Genomic DNA, 19,660 nt, shown 5'->3' with positions numbered 1-19,660 from the left:
GAAAGGTGGATGGCAGCTTTGCTCCCACTCGTGCTTTAAGCACCGCGGACTCACAGCTTGCCATCCACCTCTCTCACCCTAGAGTTTACTTCCGGCCATAGACACAAGCGGGCTTGCCCCGCGATCAACTGCGGTAGTCCTCCACCGGCACACAGGCGCAAAACAGGTTCCGGTCGCCAAATACGTTGTCCACCCGATTAACCGCCGGCCAATACTTGTGCAGGCGCGCATGCTCACTGGGTGCAACGCCCTGGGCAATGCTGTAAGGCCGCTCCCACACCCCAAGCACATCCGCCAAGGTATGCGGTGCATGTTTGAGCGGGTTGTCTTCTGCCGGCCAGTTGCCGTCCTGCACCTCCCGGATTTCCGCTCGAATGCTCAGCATCGCCTCGATAAAGCGATCCAGTTCGGCCTTCGGCTCACTCTCGGTCGGCTCGACCATCAGGGTACCCGGTACCGGGAACGACATGGTCGGGGCATGAAAACCGTAATCCATCAATCGCTTGGCCACATCCTCCTCACTAATCCCGGTCAAGGCTTTCAACGGCCGCAGGTCGAGAATGCATTCATGCGCCACCCGCCCATTGCGCCCCCGATACAGCACCGGGAATGCGCCATCCAGCTGCTCGGCAAGGTAGTTGGCGCAGAGGATCGCCACCTCACTGGCGTCGGCCAGCTGCGGGCCCATCATGGCGATGTACATCCAGCTGATAGGCAGAATGCTCGCGCTGCCCCAAGGCGCAGCACTCACCGCAGAATTCTGCGGGTCCGGCCCGGGAACGGGTATCACCGGGTGGCTGGCAACGAACGGCGCCAGGTGGGCACGCACGCCAATCGGGCCCATGCCCGGGCCGCCACCGCCGTGGGGAATGCAGAAAGTCTTGTGCAGGTTCATGTGCGAGACATCGGCGCCGATGTCGGCCGGTCGGGTCAGGCCGACCTGGGCATTGAGGTTGGCGCCGTCCATGTACACCTGACCACCCTGGTTGTGGATGACCTCGCAGATTTCGCTGATGCCCTCTTCATACACGCCATGGGTCGATGGATAGGTCGCCATCAGGCACGACAAGCGCGCTCCCGCCGCCTGCGCCTTGGCCTTGAGGTCGGCCAGATCGACGTTGCCGGCCTCGTCACACTCGACGATCACCACCTGCATCCCCGCCATCTGCGCCGACGCCGGGTTGGTGCCGTGGGCTGACGAAGGAATCAGGCAGATATCGCGCTGAGGCTGATGGCGACTGCGGTGATACTTGGCAATGGCCATCAGCCCGGCGTACTCGCCCTGGGCGCCGGAGTTGGGCTGCATGCAGATGGCGTCAAAGCCGGTGATCGCACACAGCCAGGCTTCCAGCTCATCGATCATCGCCTTGTAACCCTGCACCTGCGCCGCCGGGGCAAACGGATGCAACAGGGCAAAGCCTGGCCAGGTAATCGGAATCATCTCGCTGCTGGCATTGAGTTTCATGGTGCAGGAGCCCAGCGGGATCATCGACTGGTTAAGCGCCAGATCTTTGTTCTCCAGCTGTTTGAGATAACGCAGCATCTCGGTTTCGCTGTGGTGCAGGTTGAACACCGGATGCGTGAGAAAGGTCGAATGCCGCGCCAGCGCCGCCGGAATACCTTCCGGCAAGGCCAGGGCATCGAGGGTGGCGATATCCAGGCCGTGGTCGGCGCCGAGGAAAATATCGAACAGGCGCAGTACCGTGGATTCGTCACAGGTCTCGTCGAGACTCACGCCCAACTGGCCACGACCGAGGATGCGCAGGTTGATTTGCGCCGCCTCGGCGCTTTTGATGATCGCCGTCTGACTGCCGCCGACCTCCAGGGTCAGGGTGTCGAAAAAGTGCTCGTTAAGGCGCTTGATGCCCTTGCTCTCCAGCCCTGCAGCAAGCACGAAGGTCAGCGCATGCACGCGCTGGGCGATGCGCTGCAGGCCTTCCGGACCGTGATACACCGCGTAGAAAGCAGCGATGTTGGCCAGCAGCACCTGCGCCGTGCAGATGTTGGAGTTGGCCTTCTCGCGGCGGATATGCTGTTCGCGGGTCTGCAGGGCCATGCGCAATGCCACGTTACCGCGGGCATCCTTGGACACACCGATGATGCGGCCGGGCATGGCCCGCTTGAACGCGTCACGACAGGCAAAGTAGGCGGCATGCGGGCCGCCATAGCCCATTGGCACGCCAAAACGCTGGGACGAACCCAATACCACGTCGGCGCCCTGTTCTCCCGGTGGGGTCAACATCAGCAGGCTGAGCAAGTCCGCGGCAACACAGGCCAATGCCTGCTGTTTATGCAGTTGCTCGATCAACGGCCGCAGGTCGCGGATCTCGCCATGAGTGTCGGGGTACTGCAACAAAGCCCCGAACACCTGGTAATTGCCGAGGTTATCCACAGCATCGACGACCAGTTCGAAGCCGAAACCTTCGGCGCGGGTCTGCAGCACCGACAGGGTCTGCGGATGGCAGTGCTCGTCGGCAAAGAACACATTGCTTTTCGCCTTGGCCATGCGTTTGGCCAGGGCCATGGCTTCAGCGGCCGCGGTGGCTTCATCGAGCAAGGAGGCGTTAGCCAGATCCAGACCGGTGAGGTCGATGATCATCTGCTGGAAATTCAGCAAGGCTTCCAGGCGGCCCTGGGCGATTTCCGGTTGATAAGGCGTGTAGGCGGTATACCAACCCGGGTTTTCCAGGACGTTGCGCAGGATGACGTTCGGCGTGACGGTACCGTGATAGCCCATGCCGATCAGGCTGGTCCACACCTGATTCTGCTCGGCATAGCCCCTGAGTTTGTTCAGGGCGGCCTGTTCATCCAGGGCGGGGGGCAGCTCCAGTGGCCGATTCAGACGAATGCCTGGCGGCACGGTCTGTTCGATCAGCTCACCGCGAGTACTCAGGCTAAGACGCTGAAGCATCGCCTGCTGCTCCGAGGCATCAGGCCCCAGGTGGCGACGCAGGAACGGATTGGGGTCGTGCAGTTGGCTGAGGGACGGCGACTGGGACATAGCGGCTCTCTCTTCCTAGACCAAGCCTCGAGCACTCGAGGCATATTGAGTCTAGGAAGAGATTGCCGCTTTGTGTGAAAACTATTCGCCGATGGCGGCTTGGTAACCGGCGGCGTCGAGCAGTTTGTCCAGCTCGGCCTTGTCGCTTGGCTTGAGCTTGAAGATCCAGCTGCCGTACGGATCGCTGTTCAGCGAATCCGGGCTGTCGGCCAGCGACTCGTTCACCGCGATCACTTCGCCGCTGACCGGTGCGTAGATGTCCGAAGCGGCCTTGACCGACTCGACCACGCCGGCAGCATCGCCTGCGGCGAAGACCTTGCCGACTTCCGCCAGCTCGACGAACACCACGTCACCCAGGGCTTCCTGGGCGTGGTCGCTAATGCCGACGGTCACAGTGCCGTCAGCTTCCAGTTTGGCCCACTCGTGGCTTTCGGCAAAACGCAGGTCGGCGGGGATATTGCTCATCTTGTTGTCCTCGATAGGGTCAGCGGTAGGCCCGCCAGAATGTGGTTCAGATCAGAATCTTGCCATGGCGCACGAAGGTCGGCTTGACCACCCGCACCGGGTACCACTTGCCGCGGATCTCCACCTCGGCACGCTCGGCGGTTGCCATTGGCACCCGCGCCAGCGCAATCGACTTGCTCAGCGTAGGAGAGAAACTACCACTGGTGATCTCTCCTTCGCCAATCCCGGCGACGCGAACCACCTGGTGGGCGCGCAGAACACCACGTTCCTCCAGCACCAGGCCGATCAGTTTCTGCTCGACACCGTGCTCGATTTCCGCCAGCAAGCCTCTGCGGCCAATGAAATCGCGCTCTGCCGGCTCCCAGGCGACACTCCAGCCCAGGTTGGAAGTCAGCGGCGTATGCGCTTCGTCAATGTCCTGACCATACAGGTTCATACCAGCCTCAAGGCGTAGTGTGTCACGCGCACCGAGACCGCTCGGCGCAATACCCGCACCTACCAGATCGTTGAAAAATGCGGGCGCCTGCACAGCCGGGAAGATGATCTCCAGGCCGTCTTCGCCGGTGTAGCCTGTACGGGCAATAAACCAGTCGCCATCAGCGCGGCCTTCGAACGGCTTGAGCTCACGGATCAGGGTCGCCCGTGGCGCACTGACCAGCTCGGTAACCTTGTTGCGGGCTTCTGGTCCCTGGATGGCGAGTATGGCCAGCTCCGCACGCTCATGGATTTTGACGTAGAAATCACCCTTGCAAGCATTCAACCAGGCCAGGTCCTTGTCGCGGGTCGAGGCATTGGCCACCAGGCGATAACCGTCTTCGTAGCGGTAGACGATCATGTCGTCGATGACCTTGCCCTGCTCGTCGAGCATGGTGCTGTACAGGGCCTTACCGGTATCTGTCAGACGAGCGACATCATTGGCCAACAGACGCTGCAGCCAGACAGTGGCCTGCTCGCCGTGGATATCGATCACGGTCATATGGGAAACATCAAACACCCCGCAGTCACGGCGCACCTGGTGGTGCTCTTCGACCTGCGAGCCATAATGCAAGGGCATGTCCCAACCGCCAAAATCGACCATCTTGGCGCCTAGCGCCAGGTGCAGGTCATACAAAGGCGTGCGCAGTCCCATGGGTTTCTCCTTCCGGGCGTGGCGAAGCCACGGCTGTTGGCAGCATTTCAGCTACCCGGTCTGTAGGACCGGCCGCAACGAATGCCGCGCATTGTAGCTGCAAGCTCGATGGCTGACATCCTCAGCGCGTTTGACCGACGTGCCTCGCTGATCGTCGTATCAGGCCGATGACCGGCAACAGGCCGACCAGGATCAGGGTCAAGGCGGGCAGCGAGGCCCGTGCCCACTCGCCTTCGCTGGTCATTTCAAACACCCGTACGGCCAGGGTGTCCCAGCCGAACGGGCGCATCAGCAAGGTCGCCGGCATTTCCTTGAGCACATCGACGAACACCAGCAAGGCAGCACTCAAGGCACCCGGCACCAGCAGCGGTAGATACACCTTGAAAAACAATCTTGGACCACTGACCCCAAGGCTGCGCGAGGCTTCTGGCAACGACGGGCGAATCCGTCCCAGGCTGTTCTCCAGCGGCCCGTACGCCACGGCAATGAAGCGCACCAGGTAGGCCAGCAACAAGGCATACAGGCTGCCCAGCAACAGTGGCTTGCCGGCACCGCCGAGCCAGCTGGACAATGGCACCACCACCTGGTTGTCCAGGTAACTGAACGCCAGCATGATCGACACCGCCAGTACCGAGCCTGGCAAGGCATACCCCAGGTTGGCCAGCCCGACCCCAACGCGGATGCCCGGCGCGGACGATTGCCGACGGGCGAACGCCAGCACCAGGGCGACACAGACAGTGATCAGCGCCGCCATGGCCCCCAGGTAGAGGGTGTGCAGAATCAGGCTGGTGTATCGCTCATCCAGATCGAAGCGCCCGCGTTGCCAGAACCACACCAGCAATTGCAGCAGCGGGATGACGAAGGCACAGGCAAATACCAACAGGCACCAGCCACTGGCCGCCAGCGCCTTGATCCCGCGCAGCTGATACAGCGCCTTGCCCCGCGGACGCTCATTACTGCCGCGCACGGCGCCACGGGCACGGCGTTCACCGTAGAGCACCAGCATCACCGCCAGCAGCAACAAACTGGCCAGCTGCGTGGCACTCGACAGGCTGAAGAAGCCATACCAGGTCTTGTAGATCGCCGTGGTGAAGGTGTCGAAGTTAAACACCGACACCGCGCCAAAATCGGCCAGGGTTTCCATCAAGGCCAGGGCGACACCGGCGCCGATAGCCGGGCGGGCCATGGGTAGCGCCACCCGCCAGAACGCTTGCAACGGCGAATGCCCAAGCACCCGCGCCGCCTCCATCAGGCCTTTGCCCTGGGCCAGGAAGGCGGTGCGCGCAAGCAGGTAAACGTACGGGTAGAACACCAGCACCAGGACGATGATCACCCCACCGGTGGAGCGTACCCGCGGCAGGTGCATCGGACCGAACCACTCACGCAGCAGGGTTTGCACCGGCCCGGCAAAGTCCAGCAAGCCGACGAAGACAAACGCCAGCACATAGGCTGGAATGGCAAACGGCAGCATCAGCGCCCAATCCAGCCAGCGCCGTCCGGGGAACTCGCACAGGCTGGTGAGCCAGGCCAGGCTTACGCCGAGCAAGGTGACGCCGACACTGACACCGACAACCAGGGTCAAGGTGTTGCCCAACAGGCGGCTCATCTGGGTATCGAGCAGGTGCGACCAGATTTGCATGTCGACCGACTGCCAGGACAGCAGCAGCACGCTCAGCGGTAGCAGCACCAGGGCGGCAATGGCGAAAACCAGGGGATACCAGCGGCGTTGGGCGGGGTGAGCCAAAAGGAGAAATCTCTGGGTAGTTCAATAACATCGCGGGGCAAGTTGAGTCGTCGCACCGCCGCTCCCACGGTGGGAGCGGCGGTGCGACGACTCGACTTGCCCCGCGATAGGGCCCCGGAAGGATAAAGCCTTGTGCTTAGTTCCAGCCAGCCCGATCCATCAGGCGAATTGCCTCAGCCTGACGCTTGCCAGCAATCTCAACCGGGATGGTGTCAGCCTTGAACGTACCCCAGGCCGCTACTTCTTCAGATGGTGCGACTTTCGGGTTGGCCGGGAATTCCTGGTTCACACCGGCGAAAATCTTCTGCGCTTGTTCACCGGTCATCCACTCGACCAGCTTCTTGGCCGCTTCAGGATGCGGCGCGTACTTGGTCAGGCCAATGCCCGACAGGTTGACGTGGACGCCACGGTCAGCCTGGTTCGGCCAGAACAGCTTGACCGCCAGGTTCGGGTTTTCCTTGTGCAGACGACCGTAGTAGTAGGTGTTGACGATACCGACGTCGCACTGGCCGGCGTTGATCGCTTGCAACAAGGCGGTGTCATCGGAGAACACGTCAGTGGACAGGTTGTTGACCCAGCCCTTGATGATTTCCTCGGTTTTCTTCTCGCCGTGGGTTTCGATCAGGGTCGCGGTCAGCGACTGGTTGTAGACCTTTTTCGCCGTACGCAGGCACAGGCGGCCTTCCCAGTTCTTGTCAGCCAGGGCTTCGTAGGTGCTCAGTTCTTCAGGCTTTACCCGCTCGGTGGAGTAGGCAATGGTCCGCGCACGCAGACTCAGGCCGGTCCAGTCGTTGGACGAGGCGCGGTACTGTTTGGGAATGTTGGCATCGATAACGTCCGATTTGATCGGCTGCAAAATGCCCATTTGCTCGGCTTGCCAGAGGTTGCCGGCATCAACGGTGAGCAGCAGGTCGGCGGTGGCGTTCTGCCCCTCGGCCTTGATCCGCTGCATCAGCGGTGCTTCCTTGTCAGTGATGAACTTGACCTTGACCCCGGTCTTGGCGGTATAGGCGTCGAACACCGGCTTGATCAGCTCATCGATGCGCGAGGAATACACCACCACCTCGTCCGCCGCCTGGGCGGTACCGCCCAACAGGGTCAGAGCCAGGGCGGCCAATACGTGCTTGCGTGGCAACATGGTGCAGTCCTCGGAGTTCAAATAGAGGCGCAAATGGTAGTTAATCCCATTTACCTTCTCAACCGAACTCACCGGAGAGGAGTTACCAAATGTTTCAGCAGGAGAAGCGCTGGCTTCAGGCTCTCGCCAGTTCTGGCAAATCACCACTGAGCCCCAAGGCCTGACGAACGAACAGCGCCTTTGCTTCAGGCAGTTGCTCGACCCATTTCAGGCCACTGTTGCGCAACCAGCGCAACGGCAACGGATCGGCCTGGAACAGGCGCTCAAAGCCTTCCATGGCCGCCATCAGCGCCAGGTTGTGCGGCATGCGACGACGCTCGAAGCGGCTCAACACGCGTTCATCCGCCAGTCGTTCACCGCGCTCATAGGCATGCAGCAGCTCTTCAGCCAATACCGCAGCATCAAGAAAACCCAGGTTGACCCCCTGCCCGGCCAGCGGGTGAATGGTGTGCGCAGCGTCACCGATCAAGGCCAGGCCTTCGGCCACGTAGCGTTTGGCATGGCGCTGGCGCAGCGGTACACAAAGCCGTGGATCGGCCTGCAACACAGCGCCAAGGCGCCCTTCGAAGGCCCGTTCGAGCTGTGTGCAGAATTCACCATCGTCGAGCTTCATCAAGCGCTCAGCCTGTTCCGGGGTGGTCGACCAGACAATCGAGCACCAATCCTGCTGACCATCGCGCAATAGCGGCAGGAAGGCCAGCGGACCGTCATCAGTAAAGCGTTGCCAGGCGGTAGCCTGATGCGGCTCGGCGCAACGCACGCTGGTGACAATGGCGTGGTGAAGGTAGTCCCATTCGCGGGTCTCGCAGCCGGTCAGGCGCCGCACTGCCGAGTTCGCGCCATCGGCCGCGATAACCAGCGGCGCGCGTAACGTGCGGCCATCGGCGAGGGTCAGCAGCCACTCGTCACCGGAGCGACGCATCTGCTCCAGCCGCGCGTTGGCCAGCAGGCCGACTTCACTGTCATGCAGGCGTTCCAGCAGACCATCCTGCACCACCCGGTTCTCGACGATATGCCCCAGCACCTGGGCATGCACGCTGGCCGCCGAGAAATGGATCTGACCGGTGCCACTACCGTCCCAGACGCGCATGTCCGAGTAGGGACTGATACGTCGCTGCTCAATCCCCTGCCAGGCACCCAGGCGTTCGAGGATGCGCTGGCTGGCCATCGACAGGGCACTGACCCGTGGCTCAAAGGCGGCCTGCTCATCAAAGGGTTTGATCGACAGCGGACTGCCGTCGAGCAGGAGAATCTCCAGACCACTGTGCTGCAATGCCAGGGCCAGGGCGCTGCCGACCATTCCGGCACCGACAATCAACAGATCTGCGCGCATTTCCATGCCTTAAGCCTGTCTCGCTTGCGGCTTGAGCCGCACGTAAAGGGTTTTGTCGACCTGCGCCACCAGCTCGCCGGCAGCGTCACGGATATCGACCTGAAGTCGTGGCAGATATTTTTTGCCGCCTGCCGTGTGCTCGCGGATATCAGCCAGCAACTGGTCATCGATGCGCAGCTCGGCGAACACCGGGCCTTTGCCCGGGGCGATGAAATCGATGCTGGCGGCCTTGTCCCAGACAATGTACTCGCGGCCGAGCAGCTCCATCAGCATCAGCATGTAGAACGGATCGACCATCGAATACAGGCTGCCGCCAAACTGGGTGCCGACCAAGTTGCGATTGAACCAGCCCAGGCCCAGGCGCACCTTTATCTGGCGCAAGTCCGGACTGATGCTTTGCACGTGAATGCCAGCACCGATGTAGGGCGGATAAAAGTTCAGCCGCCAGCGCAGCTTGCGCGCACGCCGTGCCAGTTTGCGCGGATCGCCCATGCTCAGCTCCGTGGGTCCGGACGGGTTCCCAGGCCCATCGCCTGACGGGCAAACCAACGCTTGGCCGGCGGCAACAGGTCGAGCCCGAGCAGTCCCAGGTTACGCCCGGTGGCAACCAGCGGTTGGGCGCTGCCAAACAGGCGAGTGACCCGGTCAGAGAAGCCTACAGTCAGGTCCTGGTCCAGGCGCTGACGCTCGCGGTAAGCCTGTAGCGTGGCAAAGTCCCCCGGAGTGGCGGGGCCTGCCAACAGGCCTTCGGCCAGCGACTGTACATCGCGCAGCGACAGGTTGAAGCCCTGCCCGGCAATCGGGTGCAGGCTGTGAGCAGCATTGCCCAACACCACCAGGTGCGGACGTACCTGCTCCTGGGCTTCGATCAGCGACAAGGGGTACAGGTGCCGTGCGCCGACTTGGCGCAACAGGCCCAAACGGTAGCCGAACACCCCCTGCAACTCGCTCAGGAAGCTGCGCTCGTCCAGCTCGGCCAGACGTTTGGCGTCCATCCCGGCGCGGGTCCAGACCAGCGCACAGCGGTTTTCCGGCAAGGGCAGCAAGGCCATCGGGCCCTCGTCGGTGAAACGCTCGAACGCCTGACCACAGTGAGCTTCGCTCGGGGTGATGTTGGCAATCAACGCGCTCTGGTTGTACGGGCGCTGGCTGACATGGATGCCCAATTGTTCGCGCAAGCCGGAGCGGCCGCCGTCGGCGAGCACCGCCAGGTCGCACTCAACCTGGGTATCGTCATTGAGCGACAGGCGATAACCGTCTTCCAGCGCCTGCATGGCTGTCACTTCAGCCGGGCAGCGCCAGCTCACCACCTCGGTATCAAGGTCTTTCCACAGGCACTGCCCGAGCCAGGCATTCTCCACCACATAGCCCAGGGCCGGCACCCCCTCCTCCAGGGCATCCAGGCGCGTGGCGCCAAAGCGGCCACGGTCGGAGACCTGGATCTGGCGAATCGGCTCGGCCCGGCGGCTGATCTGTTGCCACAGGCCCAGGCGTTCATAGATCTGTCGGGTGCCGAAGGACAACGCCGAGGAGCGTGCGTCATAGCTCGGCTGATAGGTGTCGCCCGGTGCGAAGGGCTCGATCAGCAAAATCTTCCAGCCGCGCGCCTTGGCGCCCGCTTGCAAGGCGAGCGCCAGGCTGGCGCCGACCAGGCCACCACCGATGATTGCCAGGTTCACCCGGTTCATGCCGCCGCACTGCGCGCGGCAGCCATCAAGGCTTCGATTTCAGCGACCGTCTTCGGCACACCTGAGGTCAGGATTTCACAGCCCTGCTTAGTTACCACTACGTCATCCTCGATACGTACACCAATGCCACGCCACTTTTTCGCGACACTCTGGTTATCGGCACCGATATAGATGCCAGGTTCCACCGTCAGCGCCATGCCGGGTTCAAGTACGCGCCACTGGCCGCCGACCTTGTACTCGCCGACATCGTGTACATCCAGGCCCAGCCAGTGTCCGGCGCGGTGCATATAGAAGGCCCGGTAGGCTTCGCATTCGATCAGTTCCTGGACCTTGCCCTTGAGCAGCCCCAGCGCTACCAGCCCTTCAGTGATCACCTGGACCGTCGCCTCATGGGCGTGGTTCCAATGCTTGCCTGGCGCAATGGCGGCAAACGCCGCCTCCTGAGCCTTGAGCACCAGCTCATAGATCGCCTTCTGCTCCGGCGAGAACTGCCCGCTGACCGGAAAGGTGCGAGTGATGTCACTGGCGTAGCAGTCGATCTCGCATCCGGCGTCGATCAATACCAGGTCACCGTCCTTGAGCAGCGCGTCGTTCTCCTGATAGTGCAGGATGCAGCTGTTGCGTCCGGCCGCGACGATCGAGCCGTAAGCCGGCATTTTCGCCCCGCCTTTGCGGAACTCGTAATCCAGTTCGGCTTCCAGGCTGTATTCGCGCAAGCCCGCACGACAGGCCTGCATGGCCCGCACGTGAGCCCGCGCGGAAATCGCCGCAGCCTCGCGCATCACTTTCACTTCCGCCGCCGATTTATACAGGCGCAGGTCATGCAGCAGATGATCCAGGGCAACGAACTCGTTCGGCGGCTGGGCGCCAAGACGCGCCTTGGAGCGGATGACGTTGATCCACTCCATCAGGTGACGGTCGAATTCCGGATTGCTGCCCATCGCCGAATAGACCCGGTCCCGGCCTTCGATCAGGCCGGGCAGGATGTCGTCGATATCGGCGATGGGAAAGGCGTCATCCGCACCAAAGTCGCGGATCGCGCCTTCCTGACCGGCGCGCAAGCCGTCCCACAACTCACGTTCCGGATTGCGCTCACGACAAAACAGCACGTACTCGCCATGCTCGCGCCCGGGTATCAACGCGATGACCGCATCAGGCTCGGGGAAGCCGCTCAGGTACTGGAAATCGCTGTCCTGGCGGTACACATGCTCGACGTCGCGGTTGCGGATGACAACTGCGGCGGCGGGCAGGATGGCAATACTGTTGGGCTCCATCTGCGCCATCAGCGCCTTGCGTCGACGGGCGTATTCCGACTTGGGGATATGGCTCATGGGCAGTGGAGTCCCTCAGCAATCAGTGCAACGAAGGTTTGGCGGCAGGCTCGACCGGCTTGGCCAGCTCCGTGTACAGCAGCAGCGGTGCGACGCGCAGGTATTCCATCACTTCCATGTAGTCGCTTTCGCCGTCTTCGGATTCTTCCAGGGCATCCTGGACCTGGGAGATCGCGTCCAGGTCCTGCAAAACTTCCTTGGCTTCACCGCTCAGGGTCAAGCCACCCGAGTTCAAGCCAAAGCCATAGAGAAAGCCTTTGCACCACTCACCCAGGGCCGCAGCCCGGTCAGCCAGCGTGGCGTCATCGCCCGGCAGCAGCAATACAACAGTGATATCGTCGCCGGTGAGTTCGCCCTTGACCATCTCCTGCAGGCCGATCAGAGCGTTACGAACGTTATCTGCCGGGTCGTTTTCCAACAGGTGGGCGGCGTCGGCCAGCCAGGCCTCGGCATCGAAGCCGGCACCGGCGCAGCTGCGGCCGAGCAACAGCCCGTGCAGTTCGGCAGGGGAAACAGGATGCCCATTGCTGCTGAGCAAGGTGGCGAAAGCGGTGTACGGCGAATTGGTATTGGGCATGGGCAACTAGGCGCCAGACGGCGCAATGACTAGAATGAAGACCTTGTATCCTAGCACCGGCAGGCGCGCCAAGACCATCGACGTGGCCAACTCGGGGCAGGCCGGGGCATAAACCGGGCAACTACCCCCAGAGCGAATCGAGTGGCAACCAATGCAAGAGAACGATCTGCAAGCGCTGATGGGCCGATTCGAACTGCTGATTGAGCGAGTCGAGCAACTAAAACGGCAAAACGCACTCCTATTAGCTCAGGAAAAGTCCTGGCGCGAAGAGCGCGCCCACCTCATCGAAAAAAACGAAATCGCCCGGCGTAAGGTCGAATCGATGATTTTGCGACTCAAGGCCCTGGAGCAAGACTCATGAGTTCAAGCAATAGCGTCACCGTTCAGATCCTCGACAAAGAATATTCGATCATCTGTCCGCCCGAAGAGCGCAGCAACCTGGTCAGCGCCGCGCGCTACCTGGATGGCAAAATGCGCGAAATCCGCAGCAGCGGCAAAGTGATCGGTGCCGACCGGATCGCTGTGATGGCCGCGCTGAACATCACCCACGACCTGCTGCACAATCAGGAACGCCCTGAAGCGCCAGCAGGCGGCGCCACCCGTGAACAGGTGCGTGACTTGCTCGAACGGGTCGATCAGGCGCTGGCCGACGATCAAGATTCAAATAAGGGCTGAGTATCGGTATACTGGCGCCACTCCCTGGAGTGCTTGCCAGTCGGTCATGTCCCTGAGCCGATACGCACAACCACGGGGGTTGCACGTGGGGCCGGTGTGCATGTCCGCTTGACGGAAAGCCTTAACGCCTCCTGCAATCTCCACCTTGAACTTTCGGGTTCAAGGGCTACACCGACAGCGGTTCGTCGGGGAGCCTGAATTGCCTTTGCTCGCGTCATCGCGTGGGCAAATCGAGCTGCCCCCCTGCGCGAGGCAGCCCTCTCTGGGAACGCCCGTGCCATGACCGACACCGCGCCGCTCACCCGCCCCCAACTGCGCCGCCTGTTACGCGATGCCCGCCGCGCCTTGAGCCCGGCCGAGCAACGTCAGGCCGCGCTTGGACTGTACCGGCAACTGGCCCAGCATCCGCTGTTCCGCCGCGCCCGCCACATCGCCCTGTACCTGCCCAATGATTGCGAAATCGATCCGCGTCTTCTGCTGCGCGAAGCCCAGCGGCGCGGCAAGCGCACCTACTTACCAGTGCTGCACGCCTGGCCGAGAAGCAAAATGGTCTTTCAGCGCATCGAGCACGGCGAGAAGCTGCGCCCCAACCGCTTTCGCATCGCCGAACCGCACATCAACCTGGCGCGGCAACGACCGATCTGGGCGCTGGACCTGATCCTGCTGCCACTGGTGGGATTTGACGAAGAAGGTGGCCGGTTGGGCATGGGCGGCGGCTTCTATGATCGAAGCCTGGCCTATCAGGCACGGCGCAAGGCGTGGAAAAAGCCTATGCTGCTGGGCTTGGCCCACGAATGCCAGAAAGTCGAACGACTGGCCCAAGCCAGTTGGGACGTACCACTACAAGGAACGGTCTCGGACCGCGGATGGTACCTGGCGCCGGTCTAAAAAGGCGCCAGCATGGCGGTCAACGCTGTTGCGGATTGACCGGCATTTCGTACGGAGCGTCAAGTTTGCGCTCCCAAAGGCTTTGCGCATAACCGGTAGTGACCACACCCAAACCGAACAGAAACACCAGAATCCAGAGCAAGTCCGGTTTGCGATTCATTGATTGCCCCCCTCAGGCAAACTGATCACGTTGTCAGCAACGTTTTTTAGTGGTTGCAGCAGCGTCAAGCTTGAAAGTGGCGCATTCTCCGACAACCTGAGACGACACGCAAACCTTGACGCCAACCGACTGTCGGTTTCATGCAACAGGTTATTTCAAATCTTTATCAGGAGCAGCCCCATGGCCTATTGGCTAATGAAATCCGAGCCCGATGAACTCTCGATCAAGGACCTGGCACGCTTGCAGGAAGCGCGCTGGGACGGCGTGCGCAACTACCAAGCACGCAATTTCCTGCGCAGCATGGCGCTGGGCGACCAGTTTTTCTTCTACCACTCCAGCTGCCCTGAGCCTGGCATCGCCGGTATCGCCCGAATCAGCGCCGCTGCCTACCCCGACCCGACAGCCCTGGATCCGCAAAGCCATTACTTCGACGCCAAGGCCAATGCAGAGAAGAACCCCTGGAGTGCCGTCGACGTTGCTCACGTAGAAACTTTCAGCACGGTGTTGGGCCTGGGTTACCTCAAACAGCAAGCGACCCTCGCCGAACTGCCACTGGTACAGAAAGGTAGCCGCCTCTCGGTCATGCCGGTGACCCCGGAACAATGGGCCGCGGTACTCGCTCTGCGCTAAAATCAGGTAGGGTACTATCAATTTGACCAACATCAACACACCTGGATTGGTGGTGCGTCACACTCTGACGTGAATGCAGCAGGATGCAGACTGATGAGCCAACATACCCCGAAATTTTTCGCCGGTGCCTTGATCGCCCTGCTTCTGGCCGCAGGTGGCCTGGGTTACTGGAAATCCCTGCACGATCGTCTGCCAGATGGCCTGAGCATGGGTAACGGCCGGCTTGAAGCCACTGAAGTGCAGATCGCCAGCAAGATCCCCGGACGCCTGGCTGAAGTGCTGGTCGACGAAGGCGACAAGGTTCGCCAGGGCCAGTTGCTGGCACGCATCGACACCCGCACCCTCGAAGCCCAACGCAACCAGGCCGAGGCCGAAGTGCTGCGGGCCGAGGAAAACTACGCCGCCGCCCAGGCCAACGTGCAGCTGCGCCAGAGCGAACTGCTGCTGGCCAGCCAGGAACTCAAGCGGGTGCGGGAAATCTTCCAGCGCAAATACGCCAGTCAACAGTTGCTCGACCAGCAGCAGGCACGCTACGACACCACCAACTCCGCCGTGGTCGCCGCGCGCGCGCAACTGGCCGCGATCAAGGCGGCGATCGGCGCCGCCCAGGCCCAGGTCGCGCAACTCACCAGCGAGATCGACGACAGCAGCCTGCGTGCGCCCATCGACGGCGTCATCCAGCTACGCCTGGCCGAACCTGGCGAAGTACTCGGCGCCGGTGGCCGGGTATTGATGCTGATCGACCCCAACGACCAGTACATGAACCTCTACCTGCCGGCCTCGACTACCGGTCGCCTGACCGTCGGCGATCAGGCCCGGGTGGTGCTCGACGCCCTGCCGGAAAAAGCCCTGCCGGCGAAAATTGCATTTGTCGCCGCCAAAGCCCAGTTCACCCCGAAACAGGTGGAAACCCGCGACGAACGCCAGAAGCTGGTGTTCCGGGTCAAGCTGCGCCTGACCGAACCCAGTGCCGTGCCTCAGGCCAAGCCCGGCATGCCCGGTGCAGGCTATGTGCGCAGCGCTGAAGTGGACTGGCCGGCCAACCTGCAATGAACGCACTGGCGCTGCAGGGCGAGGGCATCAGCCACCGTTACGGCAAGCTGGACGCCCTGCAGGACATCACTTTCAACCTGCCAGCCGGCATCCGCTGCGGCCTGATCGGCCCGGACGGTGCCGGCAAGTCCAGCCTGCTCGGGCTGATTGCCGGGGTGAAAAAGCTGCAAAGCGGTGAGCTGTCGGTACTCGGTGGCTCGATCCGCAAGCGCCGTCACCGCAACAGCCTGTACCCGCGCATCGCCTTTATGCCTCAGGGCCTGGGTAACAATCTCTACCCCGAACTGTCGATCAGCGAAAACATCCGCTTCTTCGCCACGCTGTTCGGCCTCAGCAGCGCCGAGTGCGAGCAGCGCATGCATAACCTGCTGCTGGCCACCGACCTCGCCCGCTTTGCCGAACGGCCTGCGGGCAAGCTGTCCGGCGGCATGAAGCAAAAGCTCGGCTTGTGCTGCGCACTGATCCATGAGCCAGACCTGCTGATCCTCGACGAGCCGACCACCGGCGTTGATCCGTTGTCACGCAGACGTTTCTGGGAGCTGGTCGAACAGGTTCGCCAGGAGCGCCCGCAATTGACCCTGCTGGTGGCCACCGCCTATATGGAAGAGGCCGAGCAGTTCGAACATTGCCTGATGCTCGATCGCGGCAGATTGATTGCCTCGGGGCTCAGCCACGAGCTGGCCAGTGTCACCGCCAGCGGTAAGCTGGATGATGCCTTCACCCACTATCAAGGTGACCGCACACACGACGCGCAGCCGCTGCAGATTCCACCGCGTCCTGACCGGGACGCAACAATTGCCATCGAAGCCCATGAGCTGACCCTGCGCTTCGGTGACTTCACTGCCGTGAACAAAGTCAGCTTCGCCATCGGCCGTGGGGAGATTTTCGGTTTTCTCGGCTCCAACGGCTGCGGCAAGACCACCACTATGAAGGTGCTCACCGGCCTGATGCCGGCCAGCGAAGGCAGCGCCATGCTGTTGGGCCGCCCGGTGGACGCCAAGGACCTGGCAACGCGCAAGCGGGTCGGCTTCATGTCCCAGAGTTTTTCGCTGTATGGCGAGCTCAGTGTGCGGCAGAACCTCGACCTGCATGCACGGCTTTTCGACCTGCCCAAAGCCGAAAGCGCGCCGCGTATTGCCGAGCTGATCGAGCGCTTTGATCTCGGCGCTATCGCCGACCAGCAATCCGACGCCCTGCCCTTGGGTTTGCGCCAACGCCTGTCGTTGGCGGTTGCGGTGCTGCATCGCCCGGAAGTACTGATCCTCGACGAACCCACTTCTGGGGTCGATCCGGCCGCCCGCGATGATTTCTGGCGCTTGCTGATCGAACTGTCGCGGGATCAGGGCGTGACCATTTTCCTGTCCACCCACTTCATGAACGAGGCGCTGCGCTGCGACCGTATTTCCCTGATGCACGCCGGCAAGGTGCTGGCCTGCGACACCCCGGCTGCGCTGCAACAACAGTTCGCCGGTGCGACCCTGGAAGACGCTTTTGTCACCTGCCTGGAACACGCTCAGGAACCGAGCGAAACGCCTGTAGTTACAGCCCAGCTGGATGCGCCGGCCTCGGCCACGCCAATGGTCATGTCGCAAGGTTTCAGCATCCGCCGCCTGTTTGCGGTGGCCACGCGCGAAGGCAAAGAACTGCTGCGTGACAAAGTGCGCCTGGCATTTGCCCTGCTCGGCGCGTTGTTCATGATGGTGATTTTCGGCTACGGCATCTCGCTGGATGTGGAGAATCTGGCCTTCGCCGTGTATGACCAGGACCACAGTCCGCAAAGCCGGGCCTACCTGGAAGCTTTCCGCGGCTCGCGCTACTTCGCTGAACAGACGCCTATCCGCGATTCGGCACAGCTGCACCAACGCCTGCAGCGCTCGGAAATCAAACTGGCCCTGGAAATACCCCCCGGCTTCGGTCGCGACCTGCACGCCGGGCGCCAACCGGTGGTGGCCGCCTGGCTCGACGGTGGCATGCCGTTTCGCGCCGAGACCAGCCGCAACTATGTCGAGGCGGTGCATCAGGCCAACCTCGAACAACTGGCGGCCCTGAGCAGCAAGGCGCAGCCCGGACAATCCCCGGTGCGCCTGGAAACCCGCTTTCGCTATAACCAGGACGTGGTCAGCGTCAACGCCATCGGCCCCGGGGTTATGGCACTGATTCTGGCCTTCATTCCGGCCATGCTCACGGCGCTCGGGATTGTCCGCGAAAAAGAGCTGGGCTCGATCACCAACTTTTACGCCACACCGCTGACCCGCCTGGAGTTCCTCCTCGGTAAGCAGGTACCGTACCTGGCGATCAGCCTGATCAACCTGGCGCTGCTGGTGGCGATGAACCGCTGGCTGTTCAGCGTGCCGTTCAAAGGCAGCGCCCTGGCCCTGGCCTGTGGTGGTCTGCTGTACCTGCTGGCAACCACCAGCCTGGGCCTGCTGATCTCTGCCTTCACCCGCACCCAGATTGCCGCGATCCTCGGCACCATGATCATCACCAGCCTGCCCACCATCCAGTTCTCCGGGCTGATCGTGCCGCGCTCCTCGCTCGATGGCTCGGCTGCATTGATGGGCCAATTGTTCCCGGCCGGCTACTTCCTCGATATCGCCGTCGGCACTTTCACCAAGGCCCTGAGCCTGCGTGAGCTGTGGCCACAGTGCCTGGCGTTGCTGGGATTCTTCCTCGGGTTCACCGGCCTGAGCCTGGCCATGCTGAAGAAGCAGGAGGTCTGATGCATCGCTTGGCACACACCCTGCGCCTAGGCCTCAAAGAGCTGACCAGCCTGCGCCACGACAGCGTACTGCTGCTGTTTCTGCTCTATGCCTTCAGCGTGGCGATCTACATGCCGGCGGCCGGATCGGTCATCGGCGTGCACAACGCCAGCGTGGCAGTGATCGACGAAGACCACAGCCAGCTTTCGCGCAAGCTGGCCGAGGCCCTGCAACCGCCCGAATTCCAGACGGCCGTGCCATTGGCCTATAACCATCTCGACCAAGTCATGGACAGTGGTCTGTACACCTTCGTCATCAATATACCGGTCAACTTCCAGGCGGACCTGCTCGCCGGGCGCTCGCCGGAGCTACAGGTCAATGTCGATGCCACGGCCATGAGCCAGGCGTTCATGGGCGCCGGCTACATCGGGCGAATCTTCGAACGCGAGCTGCTGGACTATGCCAACCAGGGTTCGGCAGCAACCAGCAGCCCGGCGCTGATCAGCCCAAGGGCGCTGTTCAATCCGAACCTGGAAGGTGGCTGGTTTCTGGCCGTGATCCAGATCGTCAACAACATCACCATCCTGGCCATTATCCTCACCGGTACCGCCCTGCTGCGCGAACGCGAACACGGCACCCTCGATCACCTGCTGGTATTGCCACTGACGGCGTTGGAAATCATGCTGGCGAAGATCGGCAGCAATGCCCTGGTGGTGGTGCTGTGCACCTGGGTGTCGCTGGAAGTAGTGGTCAAAGGGGCATTGGGCGTGCCGCTGGCAGGTTCGCTGGGCTTGTTCCTGGCCGTGACCGCACTGTACCTGTTTGCCAGTACCGCGCTGGGGATCTTCCTCGCCACCCTGGCCCGCTCGACCCCGCAGTTCGGCCTGCTGGCTATTCCGGTGATCATCCCCATGCTTTTGCTGTCCGGGGGCAGTACACCGCTGGACAGCATGCCGCAGTGGCTGCAGTGGGTCATGCAGCTTTCGCCCTCGACCCACTTTGTCAGCCTCAGCGCCGCGATCCTGTTCCGCGACGCCGGGTTGACAGTGGTCTGGCCCGACCTGCTGGCCCTGGCAGCCATTGGCCTGGCGTTTTTCGCCGTTGCCCTGGGACGCTTTCGCCGTAGCCTTACGTCCTGAGGGCCGGGCG

18 protein-coding genes and 1 other RNA gene are annotated in these 19,660 nt (G+C 62.2%); 8 read left to right on the top strand and 11 right to left on the bottom strand.

The features are described 5' to 3' along the window. Window positions 1–124: 124 nt before the first annotated feature. The 10 genes from gcvP to C6382_RS20515 form a co-directional block, all read right to left on the bottom strand. Window positions 125–3,001 (bottom strand): aminomethyl-transferring glycine dehydrogenase, encoded by a 2,877-nt coding sequence (gene gcvP / locus C6382_RS20560; protein WP_107026171.1) that lies wholly within the window; start codon window positions 2,999–3,001, stop codon window positions 125–127. Between the two features lie 81 nt (window positions 3,002–3,082). Next, the gene (gene gcvH, locus C6382_RS20555) at window positions 3,083–3,466 is read right to left on the bottom strand and encodes a glycine cleavage system protein GcvH (protein ID WP_107026170.1); all 384 of its coding nucleotides are present in this window, start codon (window positions 3,464–3,466) and stop codon (window positions 3,083–3,085) included. A gap of 46 nt (window positions 3,467–3,512) precedes the next feature. Beyond that, a complete protein-coding gene (gene gcvT, locus C6382_RS20550; protein ID WP_107026169.1) occupies window positions 3,513–4,595 on the bottom strand; it encodes a glycine cleavage system aminomethyltransferase GcvT in 1,083 nt (360 codons plus the stop codon). Window positions 4,596–4,716: 121 nt separating this feature from the next. Next, a complete protein-coding gene (locus C6382_RS20545) occupies window positions 4,717–6,339 on the bottom strand; it encodes an iron ABC transporter permease (RefSeq protein WP_107026168.1) in 1,623 nt (540 codons plus the stop codon). A 136-nt stretch (window positions 6,340–6,475) separates the two neighbouring features. Beyond that, window positions 6,476–7,477, bottom strand: a complete 1,002-nt coding sequence (locus tag C6382_RS20540; protein WP_107026167.1) for an extracellular solute-binding protein — start codon at window positions 7,475–7,477, stop codon at window positions 6,476–6,478. 115 nt (window positions 7,478–7,592) lie between these two features. Next, window positions 7,593–8,810: a 2-octaprenyl-3-methyl-6-methoxy-1,4-benzoquinol hydroxylase gene (locus C6382_RS20535; protein ID WP_178082810.1), complete on the bottom strand. Its 1,218-nt coding sequence runs from the start codon at window positions 8,808–8,810 to the stop codon at window positions 7,593–7,595. 9 nt (window positions 8,811–8,819) lie between these two features. After that, window positions 8,820–9,302 carry a DUF4442 domain-containing protein gene (locus tag C6382_RS20530; protein ID WP_107026165.1) on the bottom strand — a complete coding sequence of 161 codons (483 nt, stop codon included), beginning with the start codon at window positions 9,300–9,302 and terminating at the stop codon, window positions 8,820–8,822. Window positions 9,303–9,304: 2 nt separating this feature from the next. Continuing rightward, complete coding sequence (gene ubiH / locus C6382_RS20525) at window positions 9,305–10,498, bottom strand: 2-octaprenyl-6-methoxyphenyl hydroxylase (protein WP_107026164.1); 1,194 nt, start codon at window positions 10,496–10,498, stop codon at window positions 9,305–9,307. Continuing rightward, window positions 10,495–11,829, bottom strand: coding sequence for a Xaa-Pro aminopeptidase (pepP, locus tag C6382_RS20520; RefSeq protein ID WP_107026163.1), 1,335 nt, complete (start codon window positions 11,827–11,829; stop codon window positions 10,495–10,497). The genes ubiH and pepP overlap by 4 nt, the downstream gene beginning before the upstream one ends. 22 nt (window positions 11,830–11,851) lie before the next feature. Further along, window positions 11,852–12,406, bottom strand: a complete 555-nt coding sequence (locus tag C6382_RS20515) for a YecA family protein (protein ID WP_107026162.1) — start codon at window positions 12,404–12,406, stop codon at window positions 11,852–11,854. A 151-nt stretch (window positions 12,407–12,557) separates the two neighbouring features. On the opposite strand from C6382_RS20515, the gene C6382_RS20510 reads away from it, so the two are divergent. The 4 genes from C6382_RS20510 to C6382_RS20495 all read left to right on the top strand — a co-directional run bounded on the left by C6382_RS20510 (window position 12,558) and on the right by C6382_RS20495 (window position 13,969). Further along, complete coding sequence (locus C6382_RS20510; protein ID WP_010221172.1) at window positions 12,558–12,767, top strand: TIGR02449 family protein; 210 nt, start codon at window positions 12,558–12,560, stop codon at window positions 12,765–12,767. Further along, window positions 12,764–13,081, top strand: coding sequence for a cell division protein ZapA (locus tag C6382_RS20505; RefSeq protein WP_107026161.1), 318 nt, complete (start codon window positions 12,764–12,766; stop codon window positions 13,079–13,081). Before C6382_RS20510 ends, C6382_RS20505 begins: the two co-directional genes overlap by 4 nt. 18 nt (window positions 13,082–13,099) lie before the next feature. Then, a non-coding RNA gene (gene ssrS / locus C6382_RS20500) (6S RNA) lies at window positions 13,100–13,277 on the top strand. Between the two features lie 83 nt (window positions 13,278–13,360). Further along, window positions 13,361–13,969 carry a 5-formyltetrahydrofolate cyclo-ligase gene (locus C6382_RS20495; RefSeq protein WP_107026160.1) on the top strand — a complete coding sequence of 203 codons (609 nt, stop codon included), beginning with the start codon at window positions 13,361–13,363 and terminating at the stop codon, window positions 13,967–13,969. Between the two features lie 19 nt (window positions 13,970–13,988). On the opposite strand, the gene C6382_RS24165 is transcribed toward C6382_RS20495, so the two are convergent. Beyond that, on the bottom strand, window positions 13,989–14,129 hold the full coding sequence (locus C6382_RS24165; RefSeq protein ID WP_165392175.1) for a hypothetical protein: 141 nt from the start codon (window positions 14,127–14,129) through the stop codon (window positions 13,989–13,991). 180 nt (window positions 14,130–14,309) lie between these two features. Between C6382_RS24165 and C6382_RS20490 the strand changes: the two genes are divergently transcribed. The 4 genes from C6382_RS20490 (at window position 14,310) to C6382_RS20475 (ending at window position 19,650) form a co-directional block, all read left to right on the top strand. Beyond that, complete coding sequence (locus C6382_RS20490; RefSeq protein WP_107026159.1) at window positions 14,310–14,759, top strand: EVE domain-containing protein; 450 nt, start codon at window positions 14,310–14,312, stop codon at window positions 14,757–14,759. A 93-nt stretch (window positions 14,760–14,852) separates the two neighbouring features. After that, window positions 14,853–15,812, top strand: coding sequence for an HlyD family secretion protein (locus tag C6382_RS20485; RefSeq protein WP_107026158.1), 960 nt, complete (start codon window positions 14,853–14,855; stop codon window positions 15,810–15,812). Beyond that, window positions 15,809–18,532: a ribosome-associated ATPase/putative transporter RbbA gene (gene rbbA, locus C6382_RS20480; RefSeq protein WP_107026157.1), complete on the top strand. Its 2,724-nt coding sequence runs from the start codon at window positions 15,809–15,811 to the stop codon at window positions 18,530–18,532. Before C6382_RS20485 ends, rbbA begins: the two co-directional genes overlap by 4 nt. Then, window positions 18,532–19,650: an ABC transporter permease gene (locus C6382_RS20475; RefSeq protein ID WP_107026156.1), complete on the top strand. Its 1,119-nt coding sequence runs from the start codon at window positions 18,532–18,534 to the stop codon at window positions 19,648–19,650. Before rbbA ends, C6382_RS20475 begins: the two co-directional genes overlap by 1 nt. The last annotated feature ends 10 nt before the right edge of the window (window positions 19,651–19,660 follow it).

It is taken from the genome of Pseudomonas sp. BBP2017 (assembly GCF_003024385.1).
Lineage (GTDB): Bacteria > Pseudomonadota > Gammaproteobacteria > Pseudomonadales > Pseudomonadaceae > Aquipseudomonas.
This window is presented reverse-complemented; position numbering and strand designations above follow the sequence as displayed.

Bases quoted from the DNA above. Each gene is read 5' to 3' on its own strand.
- C6382_RS20505 (WP_107026161.1), top strand. From the start codon at position 12,764: ATGAGTTCAAGCAATAGCGTCACCGTTCAGATCCTCGACAAAGAATAT.
- C6382_RS20515 (WP_107026162.1), bottom strand. From the start codon at position 12,406: ATGCCCAATACCAATTCGCCGTACACCGCTTTCGCCACCTTGCTCAGC.
- C6382_RS20535 (WP_178082810.1), bottom strand. From the start codon at position 8,810: ATGCGCGCAGATCTGTTGATTGTCGGTGCCGGAATGGTCGGCAGCGCC.
- C6382_RS20530 (WP_107026165.1), bottom strand. From the start codon at position 9,302: ATGGGCGATCCGCGCAAACTGGCACGGCGTGCGCGCAAGCTGCGCTGG.
- ubiH (WP_107026164.1), bottom strand. From the start codon at position 10,498: ATGAACCGGGTGAACCTGGCAATCATCGGTGGTGGCCTGGTCGGCGCC.
- rbbA (WP_107026157.1), top strand. From the start codon at position 15,809: ATGAACGCACTGGCGCTGCAGGGCGAGGGCATCAGCCACCGTTACGGC.
- gcvT (WP_107026169.1), bottom strand. From the start codon at position 4,595: ATGGGACTGCGCACGCCTTTGTATGACCTGCACCTGGCGCTAGGCGCC.
- C6382_RS20495 (WP_107026160.1), top strand. From the start codon at position 13,361: ATGACCGACACCGCGCCGCTCACCCGCCCCCAACTGCGCCGCCTGTTA.
- C6382_RS20490 (WP_107026159.1), top strand. From the start codon at position 14,310: ATGGCCTATTGGCTAATGAAATCCGAGCCCGATGAACTCTCGATCAAG.
- C6382_RS20510 (WP_010221172.1), top strand. From the start codon at position 12,558: ATGCAAGAGAACGATCTGCAAGCGCTGATGGGCCGATTCGAACTGCTG.
- pepP (WP_107026163.1), bottom strand. From the start codon at position 11,829: ATGAGCCATATCCCCAAGTCGGAATACGCCCGTCGACGCAAGGCGCTG.
- gcvP (WP_107026171.1), bottom strand. From the start codon at position 3,001: ATGTCCCAGTCGCCGTCCCTCAGCCAACTGCACGACCCCAATCCGTTC.
- C6382_RS24165 (WP_165392175.1), bottom strand. From the start codon at position 14,129: ATGAATCGCAAACCGGACTTGCTCTGGATTCTGGTGTTTCTGTTCGGT.
- C6382_RS20475 (WP_107026156.1), top strand. From the start codon at position 18,532: ATGCATCGCTTGGCACACACCCTGCGCCTAGGCCTCAAAGAGCTGACC.
- C6382_RS20540 (WP_107026167.1), bottom strand. From the start codon at position 7,477: ATGTTGCCACGCAAGCACGTATTGGCCGCCCTGGCTCTGACCCTGTTG.
- gcvH (WP_107026170.1), bottom strand. From the start codon at position 3,466: ATGAGCAATATCCCCGCCGACCTGCGTTTTGCCGAAAGCCACGAGTGG.
- C6382_RS20485 (WP_107026158.1), top strand. From the start codon at position 14,853: ATGAGCCAACATACCCCGAAATTTTTCGCCGGTGCCTTGATCGCCCTG.